At 52.7% G+C, this 19,064-nt stretch carries 20 protein-coding genes and 1 tRNA gene; 12 read left to right on the top strand and 9 right to left on the bottom strand.

Translation table 11 applies throughout. The annotated features are described in order from the left end of the window. Positions 1 to 99 precede the first annotated feature (99 nt). The gene (locus RO22_RS12435) at positions 100 to 1,044 is read left to right on the top strand and encodes an alpha/beta hydrolase family protein (protein WP_039858433.1); all 945 of its coding nucleotides are present in this window, start codon (positions 100 to 102) and stop codon (positions 1,042 to 1,044) included. A 99-nt stretch (positions 1,045 to 1,143) separates the two neighbouring features. Here the strand turns inward: RO22_RS12435 and RO22_RS12430 are convergent, their stop codons facing one another. Next, a complete protein-coding gene (locus tag RO22_RS12430; RefSeq protein WP_039858432.1) occupies positions 1,144 to 2,622 on the bottom strand; it encodes a PLP-dependent aminotransferase family protein in 1,479 nt (492 codons plus the stop codon). A 101-nt stretch (positions 2,623 to 2,723) separates the two neighbouring features. On the opposite strand from RO22_RS12430, the gene RO22_RS12425 reads away from it, so the two are divergent. After that, on the top strand, positions 2,724 to 3,284 hold the full coding sequence (locus RO22_RS12425) for a LysE family translocator (RefSeq protein WP_235270504.1): 561 nt from the start codon (positions 2,724 to 2,726) through the stop codon (positions 3,282 to 3,284). Between the two features lie 401 nt (positions 3,285 to 3,685). Here the strand turns inward: RO22_RS12425 and RO22_RS12420 are convergent, their stop codons facing one another. The 3 genes from RO22_RS12420 to RO22_RS12410 all read right to left on the bottom strand — a co-directional run bounded on the left by RO22_RS12420 (position 3,686) and on the right by RO22_RS12410 (position 6,712). Further along, entirely contained in the window at positions 3,686 to 4,633 is a 948-nt protein-coding gene (locus RO22_RS12420; protein WP_039858429.1) for a pirin family protein, read from the bottom strand. A gap of 44 nt (positions 4,634 to 4,677) precedes the next feature. Next, entirely contained in the window at positions 4,678 to 4,980 is a 303-nt protein-coding gene (locus RO22_RS12415; protein WP_027959351.1) for a GNAT family N-acetyltransferase, read from the bottom strand. 265 nt (positions 4,981 to 5,245) lie between these two features. Then, on the bottom strand, positions 5,246 to 6,712 hold the full coding sequence (locus RO22_RS12410) for an MFS transporter (protein WP_009286625.1): 1,467 nt from the start codon (positions 6,710 to 6,712) through the stop codon (positions 5,246 to 5,248). A gap of 62 nt (positions 6,713 to 6,774) precedes the next feature. Between RO22_RS12410 and RO22_RS12405 the strand changes: the two genes are divergently transcribed. The 3 genes from RO22_RS12405 to RO22_RS25025 all read left to right on the top strand — a co-directional run bounded on the left by RO22_RS12405 (position 6,775) and on the right by RO22_RS25025 (position 8,968). After that, complete coding sequence (locus tag RO22_RS12405; RefSeq protein ID WP_009286624.1) at positions 6,775 to 7,704, top strand: dihydrodipicolinate synthase family protein; 930 nt, start codon at positions 6,775 to 6,777, stop codon at positions 7,702 to 7,704. Then, positions 7,697 to 8,710 (top strand): 2-hydroxyacid dehydrogenase, encoded by a 1,014-nt coding sequence (locus tag RO22_RS12400; RefSeq protein WP_027959310.1) that lies wholly within the window; start codon positions 7,697 to 7,699, stop codon positions 8,708 to 8,710. Before RO22_RS12405 ends, RO22_RS12400 begins: the two co-directional genes overlap by 8 nt. 147 nt (positions 8,711 to 8,857) lie before the next feature. Beyond that, positions 8,858 to 8,968 carry an IS66 family transposase zinc-finger binding domain-containing protein gene (locus RO22_RS25025; protein ID WP_309599316.1) on the top strand — a complete coding sequence of 37 codons (111 nt, stop codon included), beginning with the start codon at positions 8,858 to 8,860 and terminating at the stop codon, positions 8,966 to 8,968. Positions 8,969 to 9,111: 143 nt separating this feature from the next. Here RO22_RS25025 and RO22_RS12395 read toward each other — a convergent pair. The 4 genes from RO22_RS12395 to RO22_RS12380 all read right to left on the bottom strand — a co-directional run bounded on the left by RO22_RS12395 (position 9,112) and on the right by RO22_RS12380 (position 11,280). After that, a tRNA-Pro gene (locus tag RO22_RS12395) sits at positions 9,112 to 9,188 on the bottom strand. A gap of 132 nt (positions 9,189 to 9,320) precedes the next feature. Next, positions 9,321 to 10,142 (bottom strand): inositol monophosphatase family protein, encoded by an 822-nt coding sequence (locus RO22_RS12390; protein WP_009286596.1) that lies wholly within the window; start codon positions 10,140 to 10,142, stop codon positions 9,321 to 9,323. Positions 10,143 to 10,236: 94 nt separating this feature from the next. Beyond that, a complete protein-coding gene (locus RO22_RS12385) occupies positions 10,237 to 10,671 on the bottom strand; it encodes an anti-virulence regulator CigR family protein (protein WP_009286595.1) in 435 nt (144 codons plus the stop codon). Between the two features lie 114 nt (positions 10,672 to 10,785). Then, complete coding sequence (locus tag RO22_RS12380) at positions 10,786 to 11,280, bottom strand: pilin (protein ID WP_162836268.1); 495 nt, start codon at positions 11,278 to 11,280, stop codon at positions 10,786 to 10,788. Between the two features lie 241 nt (positions 11,281 to 11,521). Between RO22_RS12380 and pilB the strand changes: the two genes are divergently transcribed. From pilB to RO22_RS12350, 6 genes are all read left to right on the top strand, one after another. Next, entirely contained in the window at positions 11,522 to 13,270 is a 1,749-nt protein-coding gene (pilB, locus tag RO22_RS12375) for a type IV-A pilus assembly ATPase PilB (protein WP_041158443.1), read from the top strand. 3 nt (positions 13,271 to 13,273) lie between these two features. Then, the gene (locus RO22_RS12370; protein ID WP_027959305.1) at positions 13,274 to 14,506 is read left to right on the top strand and encodes a type II secretion system F family protein; all 1,233 of its coding nucleotides are present in this window, start codon (positions 13,274 to 13,276) and stop codon (positions 14,504 to 14,506) included. A gap of 192 nt (positions 14,507 to 14,698) precedes the next feature. Continuing rightward, on the top strand, positions 14,699 to 15,544 hold the full coding sequence (locus RO22_RS12365; RefSeq protein ID WP_027959304.1) for a prepilin peptidase: 846 nt from the start codon (positions 14,699 to 14,701) through the stop codon (positions 15,542 to 15,544). A gap of 68 nt (positions 15,545 to 15,612) precedes the next feature. Beyond that, positions 15,613 to 16,215 (top strand): dephospho-CoA kinase, encoded by a 603-nt coding sequence (gene coaE / locus RO22_RS12360; RefSeq protein WP_027959303.1) that lies wholly within the window; start codon positions 15,613 to 15,615, stop codon positions 16,213 to 16,215. Between the two features lie 35 nt (positions 16,216 to 16,250). Beyond that, positions 16,251 to 16,484, top strand: a complete 234-nt coding sequence (yacG, locus tag RO22_RS12355; protein ID WP_022523595.1) for a DNA gyrase inhibitor YacG — start codon at positions 16,251 to 16,253, stop codon at positions 16,482 to 16,484. Positions 16,485 to 16,523: 39 nt separating this feature from the next. After that, positions 16,524 to 17,411 carry a hypothetical protein gene (locus RO22_RS12350; protein ID WP_022523596.1) on the top strand — a complete coding sequence of 296 codons (888 nt, stop codon included), beginning with the start codon at positions 16,524 to 16,526 and terminating at the stop codon, positions 17,409 to 17,411. A gap of 23 nt (positions 17,412 to 17,434) precedes the next feature. Here the strand turns inward: RO22_RS12350 and RO22_RS12345 are convergent, their stop codons facing one another. Further along, a complete protein-coding gene (locus RO22_RS12345) occupies positions 17,435 to 17,794 on the bottom strand; it encodes a hypothetical protein (RefSeq protein ID WP_035537408.1) in 360 nt (119 codons plus the stop codon). Positions 17,795 to 18,168: 374 nt separating this feature from the next. On the opposite strand from RO22_RS12345, the gene RO22_RS12340 reads away from it, so the two are divergent. Continuing rightward, positions 18,169 to 18,999, top strand: coding sequence for a helix-turn-helix transcriptional regulator (locus tag RO22_RS12340; protein WP_027959300.1), 831 nt, complete (start codon positions 18,169 to 18,171; stop codon positions 18,997 to 18,999). Positions 19,000 to 19,064 lie beyond the last annotated feature (65 nt).

Below are 19,064 nucleotides of genomic sequence, written 5' to 3'. Positions count from 1 at the left end.
ATTTTGGACTCTTGATGAAAGAATTTGGACATTTGTGTATCGCATGAACGGGTAATCGCTGTCTATACTCTCCTGCTCATCAAACAAGGAGGCTAATAGATGAACCGACTGATCAACCTGTCCCGCGCACTGCCGACGCCGGATCCCGCCCTGACAGTGGCCTACACGCCGATCTGCCTGAAGATGCCTGGCCGCCACCCCCTGGAGCTGCGCCTTACCGCGCCAGCAACCGGGGACGCCATACCGATCGTGATCCTGTCGCACGGCTTTGGTCCATCGAGCTATATCCCCTCGAAAGACGGCTATGCCCCGCTCGCCCAGTTCTGGGCCGAACGGGGCATAGCCGTCATTCAACCGACACACGCCAGTTCACGGGTCGGCGGACTTGACCCCGACCGACCTGAAGGCCCCTTCTACTGGCGCGAGCGTGTGCTCGAGATGCGTGCCATCGTCGACCAGTTGGCCGAGATCGAGCGGCAGGCTCCCGCCATCTCAGGACGGCTGGATCACGACCGGATCGCCGTAGCGGGCCACTCCTTCGGCGGCCACACCTGCAGCCTGCTACTTGGCGGACGTTTGTATGGGGAGGATTTCTCTGATCCGCGCATCCGCGCGGGTGTCCTGCTGGCAACTCCAGGGCGTGGCGGCGCCGATCTGACACCCGATCATGCTCGGCGCTTTCCCTTTTTCGATGTGGATTTCAGCGGCATCGAATTACCCACCCTCGTGGTCTGCGGCGCGGAAGATGACCCGCATTTCACGCCACGCGGCCCCGAGTGGCACGCGGATGCCTTCCACGACGCGCCGGGGGCCGATGCCCTGCTGACAATCAGTGGCGTGGGCCATGGGCTTGGCGGAATCGCGGGGCTCGACGCGAAAGAGACCGAGGCAGAAGATCCCGATGCGCTGGAGGCGACCCGGCGGTTGGTATTGGCTTGGCTGCGGCGCATATTCTTCATCGAGCAAGATGCCTGGACACTTAGCCAGACTGCGCTCCGGGATAGAGCGGCCGCCGTCGCGAAGATCACCGTGAAAGAGCGCTAAGACGAGGTCTCATTGTCAGCTCGCCTGAAGGCTTTTCAATGCGCACCGAGGAGAAACCGAGATTTATCGGCCCGGTTGACCAAGCGAAAAAGTCACCAGCTAACTGGGTGTTGGAAGCAGTAATTGCCCAAGCTTACGAGCGGCATATTTTGCCTGTGCCCGTGTTAGCGCTGCGAAACCCAACACAATGGCAGGCGCTAATTCAATCTCACGGCAGCAGTGCCGAAGCGGTTGTAGCACTACTCCCTGCTGTTCCGCTGCATGGATTAACATGTTTTCGTCTTGATCCGGCGATAACCACAGAATCAGGTGGAAGCCTGCATGTTCGCCACTAATGCGATAGCGCCCCGGCGCTTCGGCCCTCAAGGTTTCAAGCACGATGTCACGCAACGTCTGATACTCCTGCCGAGAACGGCGTAAATGCCGTAAGAAAGCAGGGCCTTTCATAAACGCCGCCAACCCCAGTTGCTCCGACACTCCCACACTACGCCCTACCGTATGCCACAATTCGAGCACTTTTCGCTGTAGTTCTGGTGGAGCAAGCATATAGCCAAGCCTCAAATTGGAAAAAAGCGCCTGATTAAAACTCCCGCAATAGACTACTCGATTCATCGTGTCGATGGATTTTAGCGCTGGTAACGGCGCGCTTTGATAGTTGAACTCGCTATCGTAATCATCCTCGATGATCCAGGTGTTGTTGCTTTGGGCCCAGTCAAGAAGCTCTAAACGGCGAGTCGCCGACATGATAACGCCAAGCGGTGACTGGTGCGCCGGTGTCACATAGGCAATACGACATTCAGTTGCGCCTATTATGCCACCCAAATTAAGCCCTTCCTGATCAATAGGCGCGTAAAGCAGGTTAGCGCCTGCTTCTTCAAATATTTGGTGTACAGCTGGATAACCAGGATCCTCGACACACACATGATCACCAGGCTTTACTACACAGCGCGCGACCAGATCAATGCTATGGCGAATGCCGTTAGTGATGAGTATCTGCTCTGCCAGACAATCGATTCCCCGATGGTTACGCAAGTACTTGGCAATCTGTTCCCGCAATACCCAAGCGCCTTGCGGCTCAACGCTACACATCTGCTCGGGCTGCATAGCTGCCATGGCCCGCTGTAGATGCGCGGCCCACTCAGCAGGTGAAATAAGCAACGGGCTGGCAAGCCGGGCAACAAAAGGTACTCCTACCTGGGCTTGGTAGTGTTTTCTTACGCTAACGGGCGCCGCTTCGACCATCGCTGGCTCTTTATGGTGGGTCGCCGTCGTTTGCGCCGTGCTAACCGCTTTCAAATATCGGTCTGGGATAGTGGCACTGACACGGCTTCCAGACCCCACTTTGCGGGTGATGTAACCCTCGAGTTGCAAACGCTCAAAGACACTTTCTAACGTACCACGCCCTACCCCCCAACGTTGCGAGAGTACGCGTGTGGATGGCAACCGGTCACCCGCCTGTAGCAGACCATTCACAATCCCGTCGCGCATGGCCTGGTAGGCCAACTCAGATTTCGTTACACCGACGGGGCTGGTGGGTAAGGGCAAGTCTAAACCCGCTGTATTTTTTCCTTTAACCATAATGGTTCGTATCAATCTCGTTTATATGGCTCTCTTGTATGAGCCACTTTACTTCTAGCATAGCAACATATTGACGTTTCATTGGCTAAGGAGTGTTCACTATGTTGCTCACTGACTATCTGTTATTCGCCATGATTGCGGCGATGCAAGTTGGCTCGCCGGGCCCTTCGACAATTTTTTTGGTAAACAACGCGCTGGTGCATGGCCCCAGCCGGGCCATATTGATACTCACTGGGGATTTGGTGGCTATTGCTGGGCTCGCGGCTTGCTCACTACTGGGGGTCGGTGCGCTACTGGAGGCAAATCCAACGGTGTTTATGGCCGTCAAGGTAGCCGGTGCTGTTTATCTTTTATGGCTGGGTATGCAGCAGTTTCGCCTGGCACAAAGGGTTCGTATTTCCAGCGATCAGCCTACAACGCTGCAAAGCATACCCGTACTTTGGCGACAATCGTTTATGGTTGGGCTCAGCAACCCCAAGGCGATTCTATTTTTCTCATCGCTGTTGCCGCAATTCGTAAGTGCCCAGCAGGACTCCCACATTTCTGCGTTCCTTCCCCTCATACTGTTATTTGTGTTTATTAAACTGATCGTATCGAGCGCTTACGCATTAGCAGCAAGAACAATGATAGCGAAGGTGGCCACACCAGGCGCCGCCGTTTGAGGTAAGCGCGCGGCCGGAGGAGTGTTAATGCTGTTTAGCATCTTTATGGGCATAAGCGCTTTTTACTAAGTGCCCAAATGTTGGAAAAAGGCAGGCGATTAACTTCATGGTTGGACTTTCCCCTTGTGCTCGCCAAGTAGCTCGCTCCCAAGCGATGCCTTATAGAATAGAGTTTTGCAAACACTTCTCGCTATTGCTCAAAAACATCACTATGTATCTGGAAAGATATAGTCGGATGTTATGTATGGAGGGACGCCCCCTCGCCCCATAGCGACGTTACCGATGGAGGCCTTTGCGTAAGCACTGATTGAGATCCGACATCGGCTGGGAGCTCAATTCGCTGGCACTCCTACGAGTGAAGTATAAGCTGACTGCTTAAGGCGGCCAGCTTTTTTGGGGCGTTATTTAGCAGGTTCTCCAGGAAAAGGAATGAACTCCGCATCGTCTCCGGGGGGAAGACGAAAGCGACCATTCTCAAAATCTGCTTCTACCCAAGCCTGTTTGGCGGCTTCCAGCTTTTCTCGCGAAGAGGCAACGAAGTTCCAGGATATATAACGGGGGCCATTCAGCGTTTCACCGCCCAGTAGCATCAGCCTAGTTCCGGATTCGCCCGCCACCACCGTTATCGGGTCGCCTGGTCTGAACACCATCATGCGGCCGGCTTCAAAGGTTTCCCCTGCAATAATGACACTACCGGACATGACATAAATACCACGATCCTCATGGCCATCCGGCAAAGGAAGCTTTGCACCTGGCTGCAGTATCGCATCCGCATAGAACATTTCAGAGAAGGTTTGCACCGGCGCCCGCTCCCCCCAGGCCGTGCCCAGGATCAAACGCACTTCCTTACCCTCGCCCTCCAGTACTGGCAGTGTCTCCTCGGCATGATGCTCGAAGCTGGCAGGCTGGTCTTCATAGGCTTCAGGGAGCGCTACCCACGTCTGTATCCCCAACACAGAGTGCTTGTTCTGACGAGTAATAGCACTGGTGCGCTCCGAATGGGTGACCCCATTGCCCGCCACCATCCAATTAACCGCGCCAGGATGAATCATTTGGTTGGTACCCAGGCTATCGCGGTGTTGGAACTCCCCTTGATATAGATACGTAACAGTGGCAAGCCCAATATGGGGATGTGGGCGAACATCAATGCCTTCGTCGTTAAGAAACTCAACGGGCCCCATCTGATCAAAAAAGATGAACGGCCCCACCATCTGCCGTTTTGGGGCAGGCAGCGCACGGCGCACCTCAAAACCACCCAAATCCCGAGCGCGTGGAACAATTAGTGTCTCTATATCATTCAAGCTACCGGCGGATGGGCATTTTGGCTCTAAATCAGGCATCCAGCTCATAGGTTTTCTCCAGAAGTGAGAGGTAGGAAAATGGAGTACGCACCTTACAAAAGCACATCGTGCCACTCTGAGTGGCGTGCAAACTGTGCTTTTGCAAATGGGCATAACGGCATGATTTTCTTGCCCGAGGTGCGAACGTCTTCGACTGCTTTTGCAACTAACGCAACACCCACTTTTTGTCCGCGCATAGCATCAGGCACTTCAGTGCTATCGATGATGATCATCGAATCACCTGCTTTCGAATAGGTCATCTCTGCTTTAGCCCCATTGAGCTTGACTACATAGCGCCCCTTGGTATCGCTGGTTTCATGCTCAATGGTAAAAGAAGCTTCAGGTGTACCAGACATTGCTTTCTCCTTGTCGTATTACCCAGCAAACAACTCAGTATGTGTATCTATAAGTTAATAGTTATCAAAAGCCTTTTCTTTCTATAGCACTTAAGACCAGCACTTAAGACCAGCACTTAAGACCAGCACTTAAGACCAGCACTTAAGACCAGCACTTAAAACCAGCACTTAAGACCAGCACTTAAAACCAGCACTTAAGACCAGCACTTAAGACCTGTACTTAAAATTAGCACTAAGCTTAGTACTTAGCCCCTTGAATAAGATCTTACGTTCGGCCTTCATGGGGATGATTGAAAGTCAGGAAATGGCGCACGACCGGGCGTTCCTCCCCTTGATGGAAACGCAGAACCTCCTCTTGGATATCGGCGGCTGATTTAGAAACACGCTTATGCTGACGCAGATGCTCTGCCCAGGATTCAACTTGGAACCACTCCAGCATCAAGCTGGGATCGGCGGAATCTTCGGTAATACCCCAAGCATAGGCACCATCACGACGTCTTTCAGCAGAGAGCCTAGCCAATATTTTCAGAAAGGCTGAACGATCTTCGAGGGCTACCCGGTACTCTATCTGGATAAGCACCGGTCCGCGATCATACTCGACGGGAGTAGCTGTCAGTGGCTCAGGCCAATGATTCGACGGCATTAAGTCTGATTCGCCTTTGGGCAACTTGATACGGTGTGCAATAGATCCGATCGCTGCTAGCCCCGCCGCGCCAGATAGTAACGCCAACGGTACGCCAATCCCTTGAGCGATTACCCCCCATGCCAAACTGCCCGCGGCCATGGCGCCATTGAACACCGTCAGATATACCGCCAGAGAGCGGCCACGTACCCAGTTGGGAAGAATTGCCTGGGCGACGCCATTGAGGGTCGTCAACGCTGTAATCCAAGCGGCACCAAGGATCAATAGAGAGGACACTGCGAGCCATTTAGGCGGCGACAGGGATAGCAAAGCCATGACGGCCGAAGTGACTAATGTTGACGTTAGAAGTAAGCCGTCGGCGCTAAGATACGTACGCAAACGGGGCATAATAATAGCCCCGCCGATTGCGCCCAGGCCAACTGCGCCAAGCAATATGCCATAGAAACTTGGGCCGCCTTCCAGTAACTGACGTGCTACTAGAGGCAGCATTGCCCACACTGAGCTGGCCATAGCAAAGAAGAGAAAAGCGCGCAGCAGGACAACATGCAACTCGCGACTGGCGCGGGCATAGCGCAGCCCGGCTCGGAAAGCACCGGGGAAGCGCTCGGATAAGGCATCCCGTTGCGTTGCTGGTCGTTTCCACCAAAACAGCGCAGTGATGACAACTACATAGCTCAGAACGTCTACTCCATAGGTAAACGCTGCTCCCATGCTGGCCAGCAACAGCCCGTCTAAAGCGGGACCTACGGCACGGGCAATGTTGATCCCCAGCGAGTTAAGTCCCACTGCGTTTTTGAAGTCTTTCTTGTCTACCAGCTCGGGGACGATAGCCTGCCAAGTTGGCCCCATCAGAGCAACGCCTATGCCCCCTATAAACGTAAGCATTATAAGTGATGCCACAGAATGCTGATCTGTAAGCGATAGAATAACGAGGCAAACGCTGACACAGGCCAGCAGAAGCTGAAAGCAGGAACAGCCGAGAGCCCCGAAAAAGCCTTTCAAATCCGACGTCGGTGCGTTGGATGCCCAGGCCCAGGCATGATCATGGCCGTGTAGGCCACACGCGCTTGCACAGCCACAGCTGGCCATCGCTTGGGCGCTACGCCATCGAGCCCTGGCAATAAAGACCTTACAACAACAAGGAGAATATCATGTCCCAATTGAGTGATGACGTCTGGTCACCGGTGATTACCCCCTTCGGCGCCGACTTGGCGCCGGATACGCAACGTTTTGTGGCGCACTGCCAATGGCTGGCCTCAAATGGTGTCGGCTTGGCCGTGTTCGGCACAAATTCTGAAGCCAACTCAATGACGGTGGCCGAGAAACAGGAGCTGTTAAAAGCGCTAGTGCATGGCGGTGTCGATCCCTCCAGGATTATGCCCGGTACCGGGAGCTGTACAATTGATGATTGCGTGGCGGTGACATGCGAGGCGGTGGACGCTGGCTGTGCCGGTGTGCTGATGCTACCGCCCTTCTACTATAAGGGGGTTAGCGATGAAGGCTTGTTTCGCTTTTACAGTGAGGTGATCAACCGTGTCGCAAATTCGCGCCTACGGATCTACCTCTACCATATCCCGCCGGTCACTCATGTCCCGCTCTCGTTTGAACTGATCGAGCGTTTACGTGACGCCTTCCCGGGCATTATTGCTGGCATTAAGGACAGCGGCGGAGACTGGGCACACACCAAAGGGTTAACCGAGCGCTTTGCTGGGCAAGACTTTGCTGTGTATGCCGGCAGCGAGCGGTTTTTGCTTGATACCCTACGAGCAGGCGGTGCTGGCTGTATCAGTGCCACTGCCAATGTCAATCCGTCGGCCATCGTTGAGTTGGCAAGGCATTGGCAGGAGGACGATGCCAACGAGCGTCAGCAGAGCCTGAATGCTATACGCGACTTGTTTGAAAAGTACCCACTGATTCCTGGCATGAAGGCAGCGACAGCTTACTTTTCGGACAATGACGATTGGAGGCGTGTGCGCCCACCTTTAGTAGAGCTGGAGGAGCAGCATGTGTCTGAACTCGTGTCTTCGCTTAAAGCGACAGGATTCCAGATGGAAGGCGTAGGTGAGGCGAGCCATGGATGAGCAAACGAAATCGTGGCGTATTGTCGCTGTACGACGGCTCAGTGAAGCCCAGCTTGAGGCACTTTCCGAGGTTGCCGAGGTCGACTATTTCGAGGACGTGGACGAATCAAACCGTGCTGATTTCATGGCAGCGCTTTCCAGAGCTCATGGCCTAATCGGCGGTAAGCTAGAACTCAATGAGGCAATGCTAGCCGAGGCGCCTGCGCTTCAAGTGGTATCCACCATTTCAGTGGGCTATGACCACCTGCCCCTTAAGGCACTGAATCAACGCCGCATTCTACTCTGCAATACGCCAGATGTGCTTACCGAAACCACTGCCGACACAGCATTTATGCTAGTCATGGCGACCCAGCGGCGGCTAGTCGAACTGTCCAACCTTGTCCGCGATGGCGGCTGGCGAACACATATCGGTCACGAATACTTCGGTATTGATGTACACGGCAAAACCCTAGGCATCGTGGGTGCTGGTCGCATTGGTGCGGCGATTGCACGACGGGGAGCGTTGGGTTTTGGTATGCCCATTCTCTATACCGCCGCCTCATCCAAGCCTGCGCTTGAGCAGCAGTTAGGGGCGAAAAGGCGTGAGCTGAATGACCTGTTAGCTGAAGCAGATATCGTCTGCCTCAGCGTGCCCTATAACAGCGATACACATCACTTAATTGACGCAGATGCTCTAGCACGGATGAAAACGACGGCTGCCCTAATCAATATAGCGAGAGGTAAAGTGGTCGACGAGCCAGCACTGATCGAGGCACTCCACTCCGGCGGAATCCGTGCAGCTGGGCTTGACGTGTTCGTAGAGGAACCGCTTCCACCCGATTCGCCACTGGCGGCCATGGACAATGTAGTGACGACTCCACACATTGGCTCGGCGACCCATGAAACACGTGAGGCCATGGCACAGTTGGCAGTCGATAATCTGCTGGGCACGCTGATCGGCAGCGGCCCGCTTACCGCGGTTAATGAGCATGTCTGGCGACGGGCTGATGCTATTGAGGAAACATAATGCCTCGCCGCCTACAACACATCTTGTGTCTTGATGATTTCGAGCGGGCCACTCAGCGGCATTTAGTCCCGGCCGGTTTGTCGCGGTGGGGAGCGTCCATGAACTGCCCGAGAACGCCCACCATTGTGACGATGACAGCACACCGCGCTGAAGGTCATCGGTGAAGCGGTCAGCGAGGAGCTGCATGTGGTGCCCGCCCGGATCGAGGTGATCCGTCATGTGCGGCGTCAAGATCGCCCCAGCGCCCGCCAAGCATGAGGTTGCTGTGACATCTCCAAATACGATGATGGCGTGACATCACAGAAACTCCGGACAAGTGTCACCTATATGCCACTTATAAAACGCTAACAAACAAAAACGGCCACTGTAGCAATTAGCTAAGTGACCGTTTTATATGTTCTTGGTCGGAGCGACAGGATTCGAACCTGCGACCTTTGCAACCCCATTGCAACGCGCTACCAAGCTGCGCCACGCTCCGCTGTCTTTATTGGCCGCTACATCTTTGCCTCAAGACGGTGCGTATACTAGCGGTTTCTTGCATAAATGAAAAGCCCTTATAGCGCTTTCTTTTCAAGTATTTGTCACACACCGCTATAAATCTCATCACCCTTTATGGCTTACGTTGATCAGCTTCAAGCAGCAGATAAGCCATCGCGTCATATACACCGGGGGCCGTTACGATTAAATGATCCGGGTAGATATCTTCCGACACCGCTGAAGGTACCGGGTATAGATGCCCTACTCGCGCACCGGCTTCCCGTGCAATAACCCAGCCCGCAACGAAATCCCAGGGCGAGACACTCTCGTAATACGCATCCAGACGACCGCAGGCTACATCGCATAAATCGAGCGCTGCTGCGCCATTACGACGTACGTCTTGGCACTCAAACAGCACAGCTTCCAAGCGCTTCAAAAGTTGCTTACGCTCCTCTTTACGGTAGGGAAATCCTGTCCCTACCAGGGTGTTCGCCAGTGATTCTGCACTGCTTGGCTGTATGGTTTGACCGTTGCAAAAAGCCCCAGAGCCTTCTGCAGCACTAAAGGTCTCACCTAAAAACGGTGCATGAACAACGCCCACCTTGGCAACGCCCTCTTCCATCCAACCAATGGAAACCGCTACGTGGCGAAGCCCTTGAGCAAAATTAACAGTGCCATCAATAGGATCCACCACCCACAGCTTAGGTGCTGTTTCATGCAAAGCGCTTTCTGGAGCAAGCTCTTCACTCAGCCGCGCTTCCCCCGGAAAGTGCTCCTCCAGGCGTTGGCTAATGAGTTCATCCACGGCCACATCCACGTCGGTGACCAACTCATTATCCTTTTTTAAGCGCTGGGCAAAGCCTTGCTGCTCCCGCGCCTTGATAATCATCTGCCCAGCTTCTTCGGCAATAGCGATAGTAATTTCAAGACGTGCGGCTAGTGTGTGGTCGCTCATTGAATCTCCCTTTAGGACGCGATGATACTGTGAGCTTCTACCATAAGCCGCCGGGATATAATTTTCGAGTCATACCGACTTGCGCTTGCAATGGTTAACGCAATACGTCTACCAATACATCCACCACGATGCGCGTGGCAGCTTCAATTAGCACCACATCGGCACCAACACGCTCCCACTCATAGCCTGGGTAGCGCGGCAATTGAGATGCTAACTGGCCGTCAAAACGCTTGGCGATACCTGGGGGCAAAGGTTTGCCACGCTCAAGGTTGCGCTGAATACCTGGCGGCAACGATTCGGCTCGCGGTGCGTCATGCCGGCGCAGCAGCTGGCGCAGCTCACGTTCGTTAATGCGTGGTAAATCAACTCGCTCATCGCGGAAGTGACCAGGTCGGTTAGATTCATGTTGCTGGTGCTGGCCCTTATCGCGGGCACCGTGGGCCGGGGCATGGTCAGGCTGAGCAAAGGCTGCGCTATTAACTAGCAATGCGCCAAGTGCGCTTATGGCAATCAGTTTGATGGGCTTCACTGTAAGCTCCTCGCTTAAGGTCAGAGTTAGCAGTGTACTCGGTGAATAAGCACGAAGTGTGGAATTAAAAAGGAGCCGAAGGCCCCTGACAGAATAAATATATATAAGCGAATATCAGTCACGGCAGCTTGCAGGCAAGAAACGCGTAGGAATAGCATTAGACGCAGCGGGGCGGCACACCCACTCTACAGATCCACTATTATTATCGTTATTTACTTTAGGCTCGAAAACTAGCCGCGTGCCAACTAAAGCATCTACAACACCTTCACTCTTCATAGTCACGACGATCCCAACGCCTTGCCCATCTAACGTTTTTACATTCACACTATTTACATAGCTTCCTTGGATTTGAGCGGCAGCAGACAAACCAGCTTGATCATTACCTTTAGGCCACTCACCTGTTGTCATATAGTATTCAGAGACAGCTGTCTTAGCTGATGATGCAAGACTAATGGCCTCACTCACCTGAGCCCGACCCACATAGTTTTGATACTGCGGCACAGCAATAGATGCCAATACACCAATAATCGCAACGACGATCATCAGCTCAATCAGCGTGAAACCGCCTTGGGTGGTGTTACGAGAAATTGGCTGTGCAGCATTCTGCATGAAGGCATCTCCTGTGGGGTGAAGGAAAAGCCTTTTTAAGGATCGTGAGTCCTTAAAAAGAATTAGAAATCGTTGAAATTAAACTAACTTAAATGATCTACTTTTACAACGAACCTTATTAATATGATCAGCTTAGCCGACTACCGCTTTAACTACGTGAAAGGATTAGTCATTTCATCCCTGTAAACGCTAGTTTATGGTACAAGTAACACGCTTATATCGATGTAAAACAGGTTTTTTGATGAGCCAGCCCTCCTTAGAGTCGACTTTAAGCCACGCCTCCGTACATGGCGACCTGCGCGGCATTGCCCAGCGCTTGGTCAAGCACGGCTTGCTGACCAACGCCCAGGCCGCAACAGCGGAAACAACCGCGTCGGACTTGGAAATATCGTTACTTCAGCATGTGATCGAAAGCGGCCTGGTCGACCCTAACAAAGCCACACTGGCGGCTGGCTGGGAGTATGGGCTTCCAGTCATTAACCTGGAGGCGGTGCGGCTTACCTCACTGCCCCCCGCTGCAGACTATCCTGTCAAAGTACTGCAGAGCCTTAACGTTTTGCCATTAGCGCGCCACGGTCATCGCCTCACGGTGGCGGTGCCCTACCCCGCTACATTGACGCGACTGGATGAATTGCAGTTTGCAACAGGCCTGAGCATTGAAGGTATCCTCGCGCCTGTTGATCAAATCACTGTCGTTCTCAATAGCTACCTTGCTCACAACGAGCGCGGCATGCTGGATGAGTTGGACGATGTGGTCAGCTCGCTGAGCATTATGCAGAACAACGGCGGTAACGATGTACCGCTGGAAGAGTCTTCCCAAAATAGCGAAGATGCACCCATCGTTAAATTTGTGAACAAAATTCTGCTAGATGCTATCCGCCGAGGCGCCTCCGATATCCACTTCGAACCTTACGAAGCGCTTTACCGAGTACGCTTTCGGGTTGATGGAATGCTCATAGAAGTGGCACGGCCACCATTCGCCATGCGCAATCGTATCGCGGCCCGGCTAAAAATCATGGCCCGCCTTGATATTTCCGAGCGCCGCCTGCCTCAGGATGGCTCGATAAAACTCAAGCTTTCGCGCACCCGCTCCCTCGATTTCCGGGTTAATTCGCTACCTACTGTCTATGGTGAAAAGTTGGTGCTGCGAATATTAGACCCTACCGCAATGCAGCTGGGTATTGAGCAACTTGGATTTACCGACGAACAACGGCGCCATTATGAGTACGCCTTAAAACAACCCCAAGGCATGATTCTAGTAACCGGCCCTACCGGTAGTGGTAAAACCGTTTCGCTGTATACCGGCATTAATATTCTTAATAAAGTGGAACGCAATATTTGCACCGCCGAAGACCCGGTTGAAATCAAAGTCGCGGGTATCAATCAGGTGAACGTATTGCCTAAGATCGGCCTCGATTTTGCCAGTGCGTTAAGGGCGTTTCTGCGCCAAGACCCTGATGTGGTCATGGTGGGCGAGATTCGTGACCTTGAAACAGCCGAAATTGCCGTCAAAGCGGCTCAGACAGGCCACCTGGTACTTTCCACGGTGCATACCAACTCGGCAACTGAGACACTGACTCGACTGGCTAATATGGGAGTCTCTTCGTTTAATATCGCCAGCGCCGTTAGCTTGATTGTTGCCCAACGGCTGGCTCGCAAACTATGCACACACTGCAAAGAGCCCATTGACATTCCCCACGAGGCGCTGCGCAAAGAAGGCTTTAGTAGCGAAGAAATTCATCAGGCAACGATCTACAAACCGTTAGGTTGCAAGCACTGTACTCACGGTTATAAAGGTCGAATTGGCATTTATGAGGTAGTGCCGATCACCGAAGCGATGCGTCAACTAATTATGCGTGATGCCAACGCCTTAGATATTGATCAACAGGTGCGCAAGGAGGGCTATCCAAGCCTTCACCGCAGTGGGTTACTGAAAGTCATGCAGGGTATTACCAGCCTGGAAGAGGTTAACCGAGTGAGCAAGGAGTAAGGCATGGCTAAAACGGCACGTCGACGCCAAACGCCCGCCATCAAGCTAGCGCGCTGGAAATGGATCGGTAAAGGCCCCCAGGATAGAGCGCTAAGCGGTGAGATGATTGGCCGCAGTAAAGCCGAAGTAGCCGCTAAACTCACCAAGCAAAATATCGTTATCCGCCGGATTAGTAAAAAAGGCAACCTAGGCGGCAACGGCCGAGTTAACCCCAACGACGTTATGGTCTTTGCGCGCCAGATGGCCACAATGGTTCGCGCCGGTATCCCCTTGCTACAGGCGCTTCAAGTGGTGGCAGAGAGCCTCAAAAAACCTGCTATGGTTGCCCTAATGCAACAGATGATAAGCGATGTATCATCGGGCTCCAGCTTCTCTGATGCATTGAACCGCCACCCCAAACACTTTGATCGCCTGTTTGTTAACCTGGTCAGCGCCGGCGAGCAGTCAGGTGCGCTGGATCAAATGCTTGATCGTCTTGCGACCTATAAGGAGAAGGTTGAGTCGCTGAAAGCGCGAGTAAAAAAAGCGCTTTGGTACCCCACCACCGTTATGACGATTGGCATTGCTGTGACCATGTTGCTGTTGATTAAAGTGGTGCCTGAATTTGAAAGCATGTTCCAGAGCTTTGGTGCAGAGCTTCCAGCACTGACCCAGTTGACCGTGAATTTATCCGGGCTTGCCCAGCGTTATTGGCTAGCGGCGCTCGGCGCGGTGATTGCTGCCGTCCTACTACTCAGAATAAGCATTCAGCGCTCGCCTAATGTCGCTTACCGCATGCACGCTTTGCTGCTTCGGTTACCGGTCATTGGCGACATCGTGCATAAATCCGCGATCGCGCGCTTTTCGCGCACGTTAGCGACTACCTTTGCCTCCGGTGTACCGCTCGTAGAAGGCTTAGATACCGCCGCCGGTGCCACCGGCAATAAAGTGTACGAACGCGCGGTGGCACAAACGCGCCAGGACGTAGCCACCGGACAACAGCTACACTTCGCCATGCGGATGACCAACCGCTTTCCCCCCTTGGCAATCCAAATGGTCAGTATCGGTGAAGAAGCGGGGTCGCTGGATGCCATGCTTAATCGTGTTGCCGATTACTACGAAGAAGAAGTCGACAATAAGGTCGATGCTCTTACCTCGCTCATGGAGCCGGTTATTATTGTAGTACTGGGCGTGCTCGTTGGCGGTGTGGTTGTCTCTATGTACTTACCCATTTTCGACTTGGGCGCAGCCCTCTAAGCACCAAATGCTTAGGCTCTGTCAGAAAACTGGCTGCGCTCGACCATACGGCGTTAAAAATCGGCTCAAAGTACTCATTTACACCATGTAAACTCCGTCTTTTCGCCGATTTTTGCCTTGTCTGGCCTTCGCTCGCCGACTTTTCAGACAGAGCCTAAAAAAACGCTAATTTCTAGAAACCTAAGGAGTTCCATGCATCACCCTCCGTTTATCCTGTGGTTAATCGTTTTATTGATTGGGCTATGCCTGGGCAGTTTTCTAAATGTGGTGATTACGCGTCTGCCGGTGATGCTGATGCGTGGCTGGCGTAATGAAGCCCGCGAAGCACTTGAGCTTAGCGCTGAACACTCACCACGTTTTAATTTGGTCACACCAGGCTCTATGTGTCCACGCTGTGAAGCCCCCATTGCATGGCACGACAACCTGCCACTGATTGGCTGGATAAAGCGCCGCGGCCGCTGCGCTGAGTGCCAAACGCCGATTAGCGTTCAATATCCTCTGGTAGAAGTAGCCGGTGGCTTACTGGCCATGGCGGTGCTAGCGCTCCACGGGCTTACGGCAGAATCAGCCTTCGTCTACGGGGCCTGCCTGATGCTGTTAGTGCTCGCCGTGATCGACTTTCGCACCCAGCTTCTCCCCGACATCATCACCCTCCCCTTGCTTTGGGCAGGGTTACTGTTTCAGCTCCTCTTCCAGCCACTGATGCTGCCAAGTGCCGTTATCGGCGCAATGGTAGGCTATCTTTCACTGTGGAGCTTTTATTGGCTATTCAAACTGGCCACCGGCAAAGAGGGTATGGGCTATGGCGACTTTAAGCTGCTGGCAGCACTAGGCGCCTGGCTGGGTTGGAGTTTTTTACCGCTAATATTGATACTTTCCGCAGGGCTTGGGGCCATTGTTGGGCTAGTTGCCCAGGCCTACTCACCTAACCTACGCGGCACACCGTTTCCCTTCGGCCCTTTTCTCGCCCTCGCCGGCTGGGTGGCGTTGTTAGTCGGTGATGAAATAATGGCAATGTATCTCAACCTGCTTATGTAAAATTGAGCCATGTGAACTTTGGCCATGTGAAACGTGGCCCTATAAACTTTAGCTATATGAGGCAGCAGATGATTATCGGATTAACGGGTGGCATCGGGTCAGGTAAATCGACCGTCGCTCGCGCTTTTGAAGCACTCGGCGCTGCCTGGGTCGATGCCGATGATGTCGCCAGGGAAATAGTCTTACCTGAAGAACCGGCGCTGCTAGCTATTAAAAACCGCTTCGGTGATCAGGTCATGCACCAGGATGGCACGCTTAATCGCGCCGCCCTGCGCGAGATTATTTTTAACGATCCAGAACAACGCCAGTGGCTAGAATCCATCACACATCCCAAAATAAGGGAGCGGCTATTGCAGCATTTAGAGCGGCTCAAAGTCCAGGGAGCGCCTTACGTGCTGCTTGTATCACCGTTACTGTTTGAGTCGGGTCAAAACACACTAGTAAACCGCGCGGTGGTTGTCGATGTGCCCCAAGCGCTACAATTATCGAGAACCCAACAGCGTGATGGGGTGAGTGAAAGCCAGGTGCGTGCTATTCTCGCCGCCCAACTTTCCCGCGAACAACGGCTAGCAAAAGCAGATGACGTGATCGATAACAGCGGTGACCACGCCAGCATGATGGAACAAGTGGCACGGCTTGATGAACGCTACCGTCGACAGCTTAACTACTGAGATATCGCACTTGTTAACGCAATTGGAGTTTTTTTATGGCTCGCCCTGCAAACGATTCCCCGCTAGAAGTTAATTGTCCGCAGTGCGCTAAGCGCGTGCCCTGGTTACCGGAAAGCACTTACCGCCCTTTCTGCAGTAAGCGCTGCCAACTATTGGATTTAGGTGCCTGGGCCGATGAGTCACACCGCATATCGGGCGAATCCGCCATGGATGAAGCCGATATAGAAACCTTACTGGCGCAAGCCGACAAGGATGCACCACTGACCTAGTTTTTACGAAAACTGACTTAACGAGCACTGACACTGACTATGGCCGAGATAAACGCTAACCCATCATCGCCTTCGGCCTATCATCTGCTGCTTCAACTGGAGCAGCAGTTTGATCATCTACTTGCAACCATTGAAGCCGCTGTTTCACTATACGAACAGCAACTACCAGCAACATGGCTCTTTCATCAAACGACGCCGTCTAGCGATTGGTTGCGTAAAGCCCTGTTCGATATGTGGCATGAGCAGGATCAAGATGGCCGTGAGACGCGCAACTATATTGCCGTAGTAGCCGCTAATGACGAGCTACTAATGACAATAGACGCTGTAAATCAAGCCAAGGTCAGTTTTAGTGACCAATTACAACATATCAAACAGGCATTTCCCCAAACACTTAGCGATGCAAAAAGTCGCCTACCGCAACGCCACCCTCACGTTGATGAAGTGTTACGCCGCAATGGACTTGCCCGTTTACATCTTAAACAGAGCTGGCGGCAGCTACCTATCGCACAAGCGCCTGTCTCACGCATTCGCTTTGCTTGGTACAGTAGTGGTCGCTCTATTAAACGCCTGTCAGTTCAAGAAGCTGAACATAAGCTATTGCAGCTTGATACTGATGCACCGCATATTCGTATTCAGCTACGCAAGCTAGCCGGTATTCCAAGCGGCGAAGTGCTTGCCCAGGTGCAAACTCAGGCCCCGCTGATGCGGGCAAACCTGTTTTTTACCGAACCACTCGACGATGGGCATACACGACGGGCACTGAATGCCGCTATGCCTATTTTTGTGCCTGACAATAACCAGCGGCTGCCCCACATTAACCTGCCTACGCCAGAACCTCCCACTGCCCGCACACGGGCAAGACGACGCGATGAGAAACTAGAGCAGGATGTATTTCTACCGAGCTTGAGGATTTATCGCTACCGTTAGCATAAAGGCACCTGCAAAGACTTCTACGGTGTTTTGGATGTGCTAGCTGCAGGCACTACATCCTGCTGCCATACCCCATAGCCAAGCAGCGCTTCGATCAGCTCGGCCAGGTCGTAATGATCCACACCATACTCGCTCAACAAAGCTTCAAAGCGCTGTTTAAAAATACGCTCCCGCTCTTGTTGCTGTTCCTCCTGCTGGCTTTCTAAATCTTCTTGCTCCAATGCCGCAAGCGAGCGTACCGGCGGGCCTGTCGGTATATCGAAACCGCTCTCTGGGTCATCTAATTGGCGTAAAGCCTGCGCAAAAGCATCGTCTAACTCACGAAACTTACGCAGCTTCTCGCGCTCATCTATCGGCTTTTGAACCTTTTGATATTTCATCGATGTTTCATTTACACCTTGCTTGAAATGGTCGATATGACTGCCAATGTCGCTTTTTTTGGCAAAAACTGTGCACAAACGCGTAAAGCTAACGAGCAAACTTGCCTTTGCCACCCAATTACCAGCATAAAGGCATCATTATTAGGTATATGAGGGTAACCCACACATTTATCAAACACGTCACAGTCAGCGACAACGCATTAATTGATGCCTCGCATCAACATTACCCACAAGTAGCCTGAATAGAGATTCCACTCTCATCAGTAAGCTGAACTTTTTCCTTTCAGCCAGGTTACCAACACTAACGCACTGGGAGAGTGCATTACAGGCAAGATAAGCACGACCTGTATGATTCACGTATTAGAGGCCAGATAATGTTCAACGCGATGACACGAGCTGAGATCTGGCTGCAGGACACACTTGATAAGCCACTCGGTATTGAAGACCTTGCGAATCACATAGGGTATTCATCTTCCCAAGTTCGGCGCCAATTTCGCCAAAGCTTTGACATCTCACCTAGCGCCTACCGTGAAATAAGGCGATTGGAGCGCGCAGCGGTGTTGCTAGGGCTTACTCCTCTCAATATAGCGCAAATTGCGATACGTTGCGGGTACCATAACCACTCGTCGTTTTCCCGGGCATTTCAACGTCGCTATCAGCTGAGTCCGCGCCATTTTCGACAAACCCTGAAAACCACGCTCATTCAGCCAAAACCGCATCCTGTTTTTAACACGCGCATCGAAAAAAGCAATGACCGACAAATGATCCTAATGCGCCTCTACAAAGCTCCCACGCATATTAAGGGGCTAGGGGATGCCAGCTATCAGAATAAGCAGCTAGCGTGCTTACAGGCGCGCCTTAGACTATCAACGACCGTCATTGCACTGCCCGACATACTCGCAGATAAGGCTAATGCACTTAATAGTGAATTTTTTCATTCATACCGTACCGACTTTGGTCTTTACCTATCGGATACGGACAATGCACAAGACATTGCGTTACCAGTGCACTACCGGCGGGTCGACATTCCCACCCACCACTACGCGAGCACGTGCTTTGACGACTTAGCTGATCTAAATAGCGCGTTGATGCATACCATCATGTATCTACTTCACAAGAAAAATGTCTGTCACGTTAGCGGCCACCCTCCGCAGGTATTATGGAAAGCGAACCATTTAGAACTTCGTATTCCCTTAATAGCCTAGCAGTGATGGCCACGTCTTAGCGATATAGCTGAACACAGGGCAATAAAAAAACCGGCATTCCTGTA

Origin of the sequence: Halomonas sp. KHS3, assembly GCF_000830495.1 — a bacterium.
In the GTDB taxonomy this organism is placed as follows: Bacteria; Pseudomonadota; Gammaproteobacteria; order Pseudomonadales; family Halomonadaceae; genus Vreelandella; species Vreelandella titanicae.
This window is presented reverse-complemented; position numbering and strand designations above follow the sequence as displayed.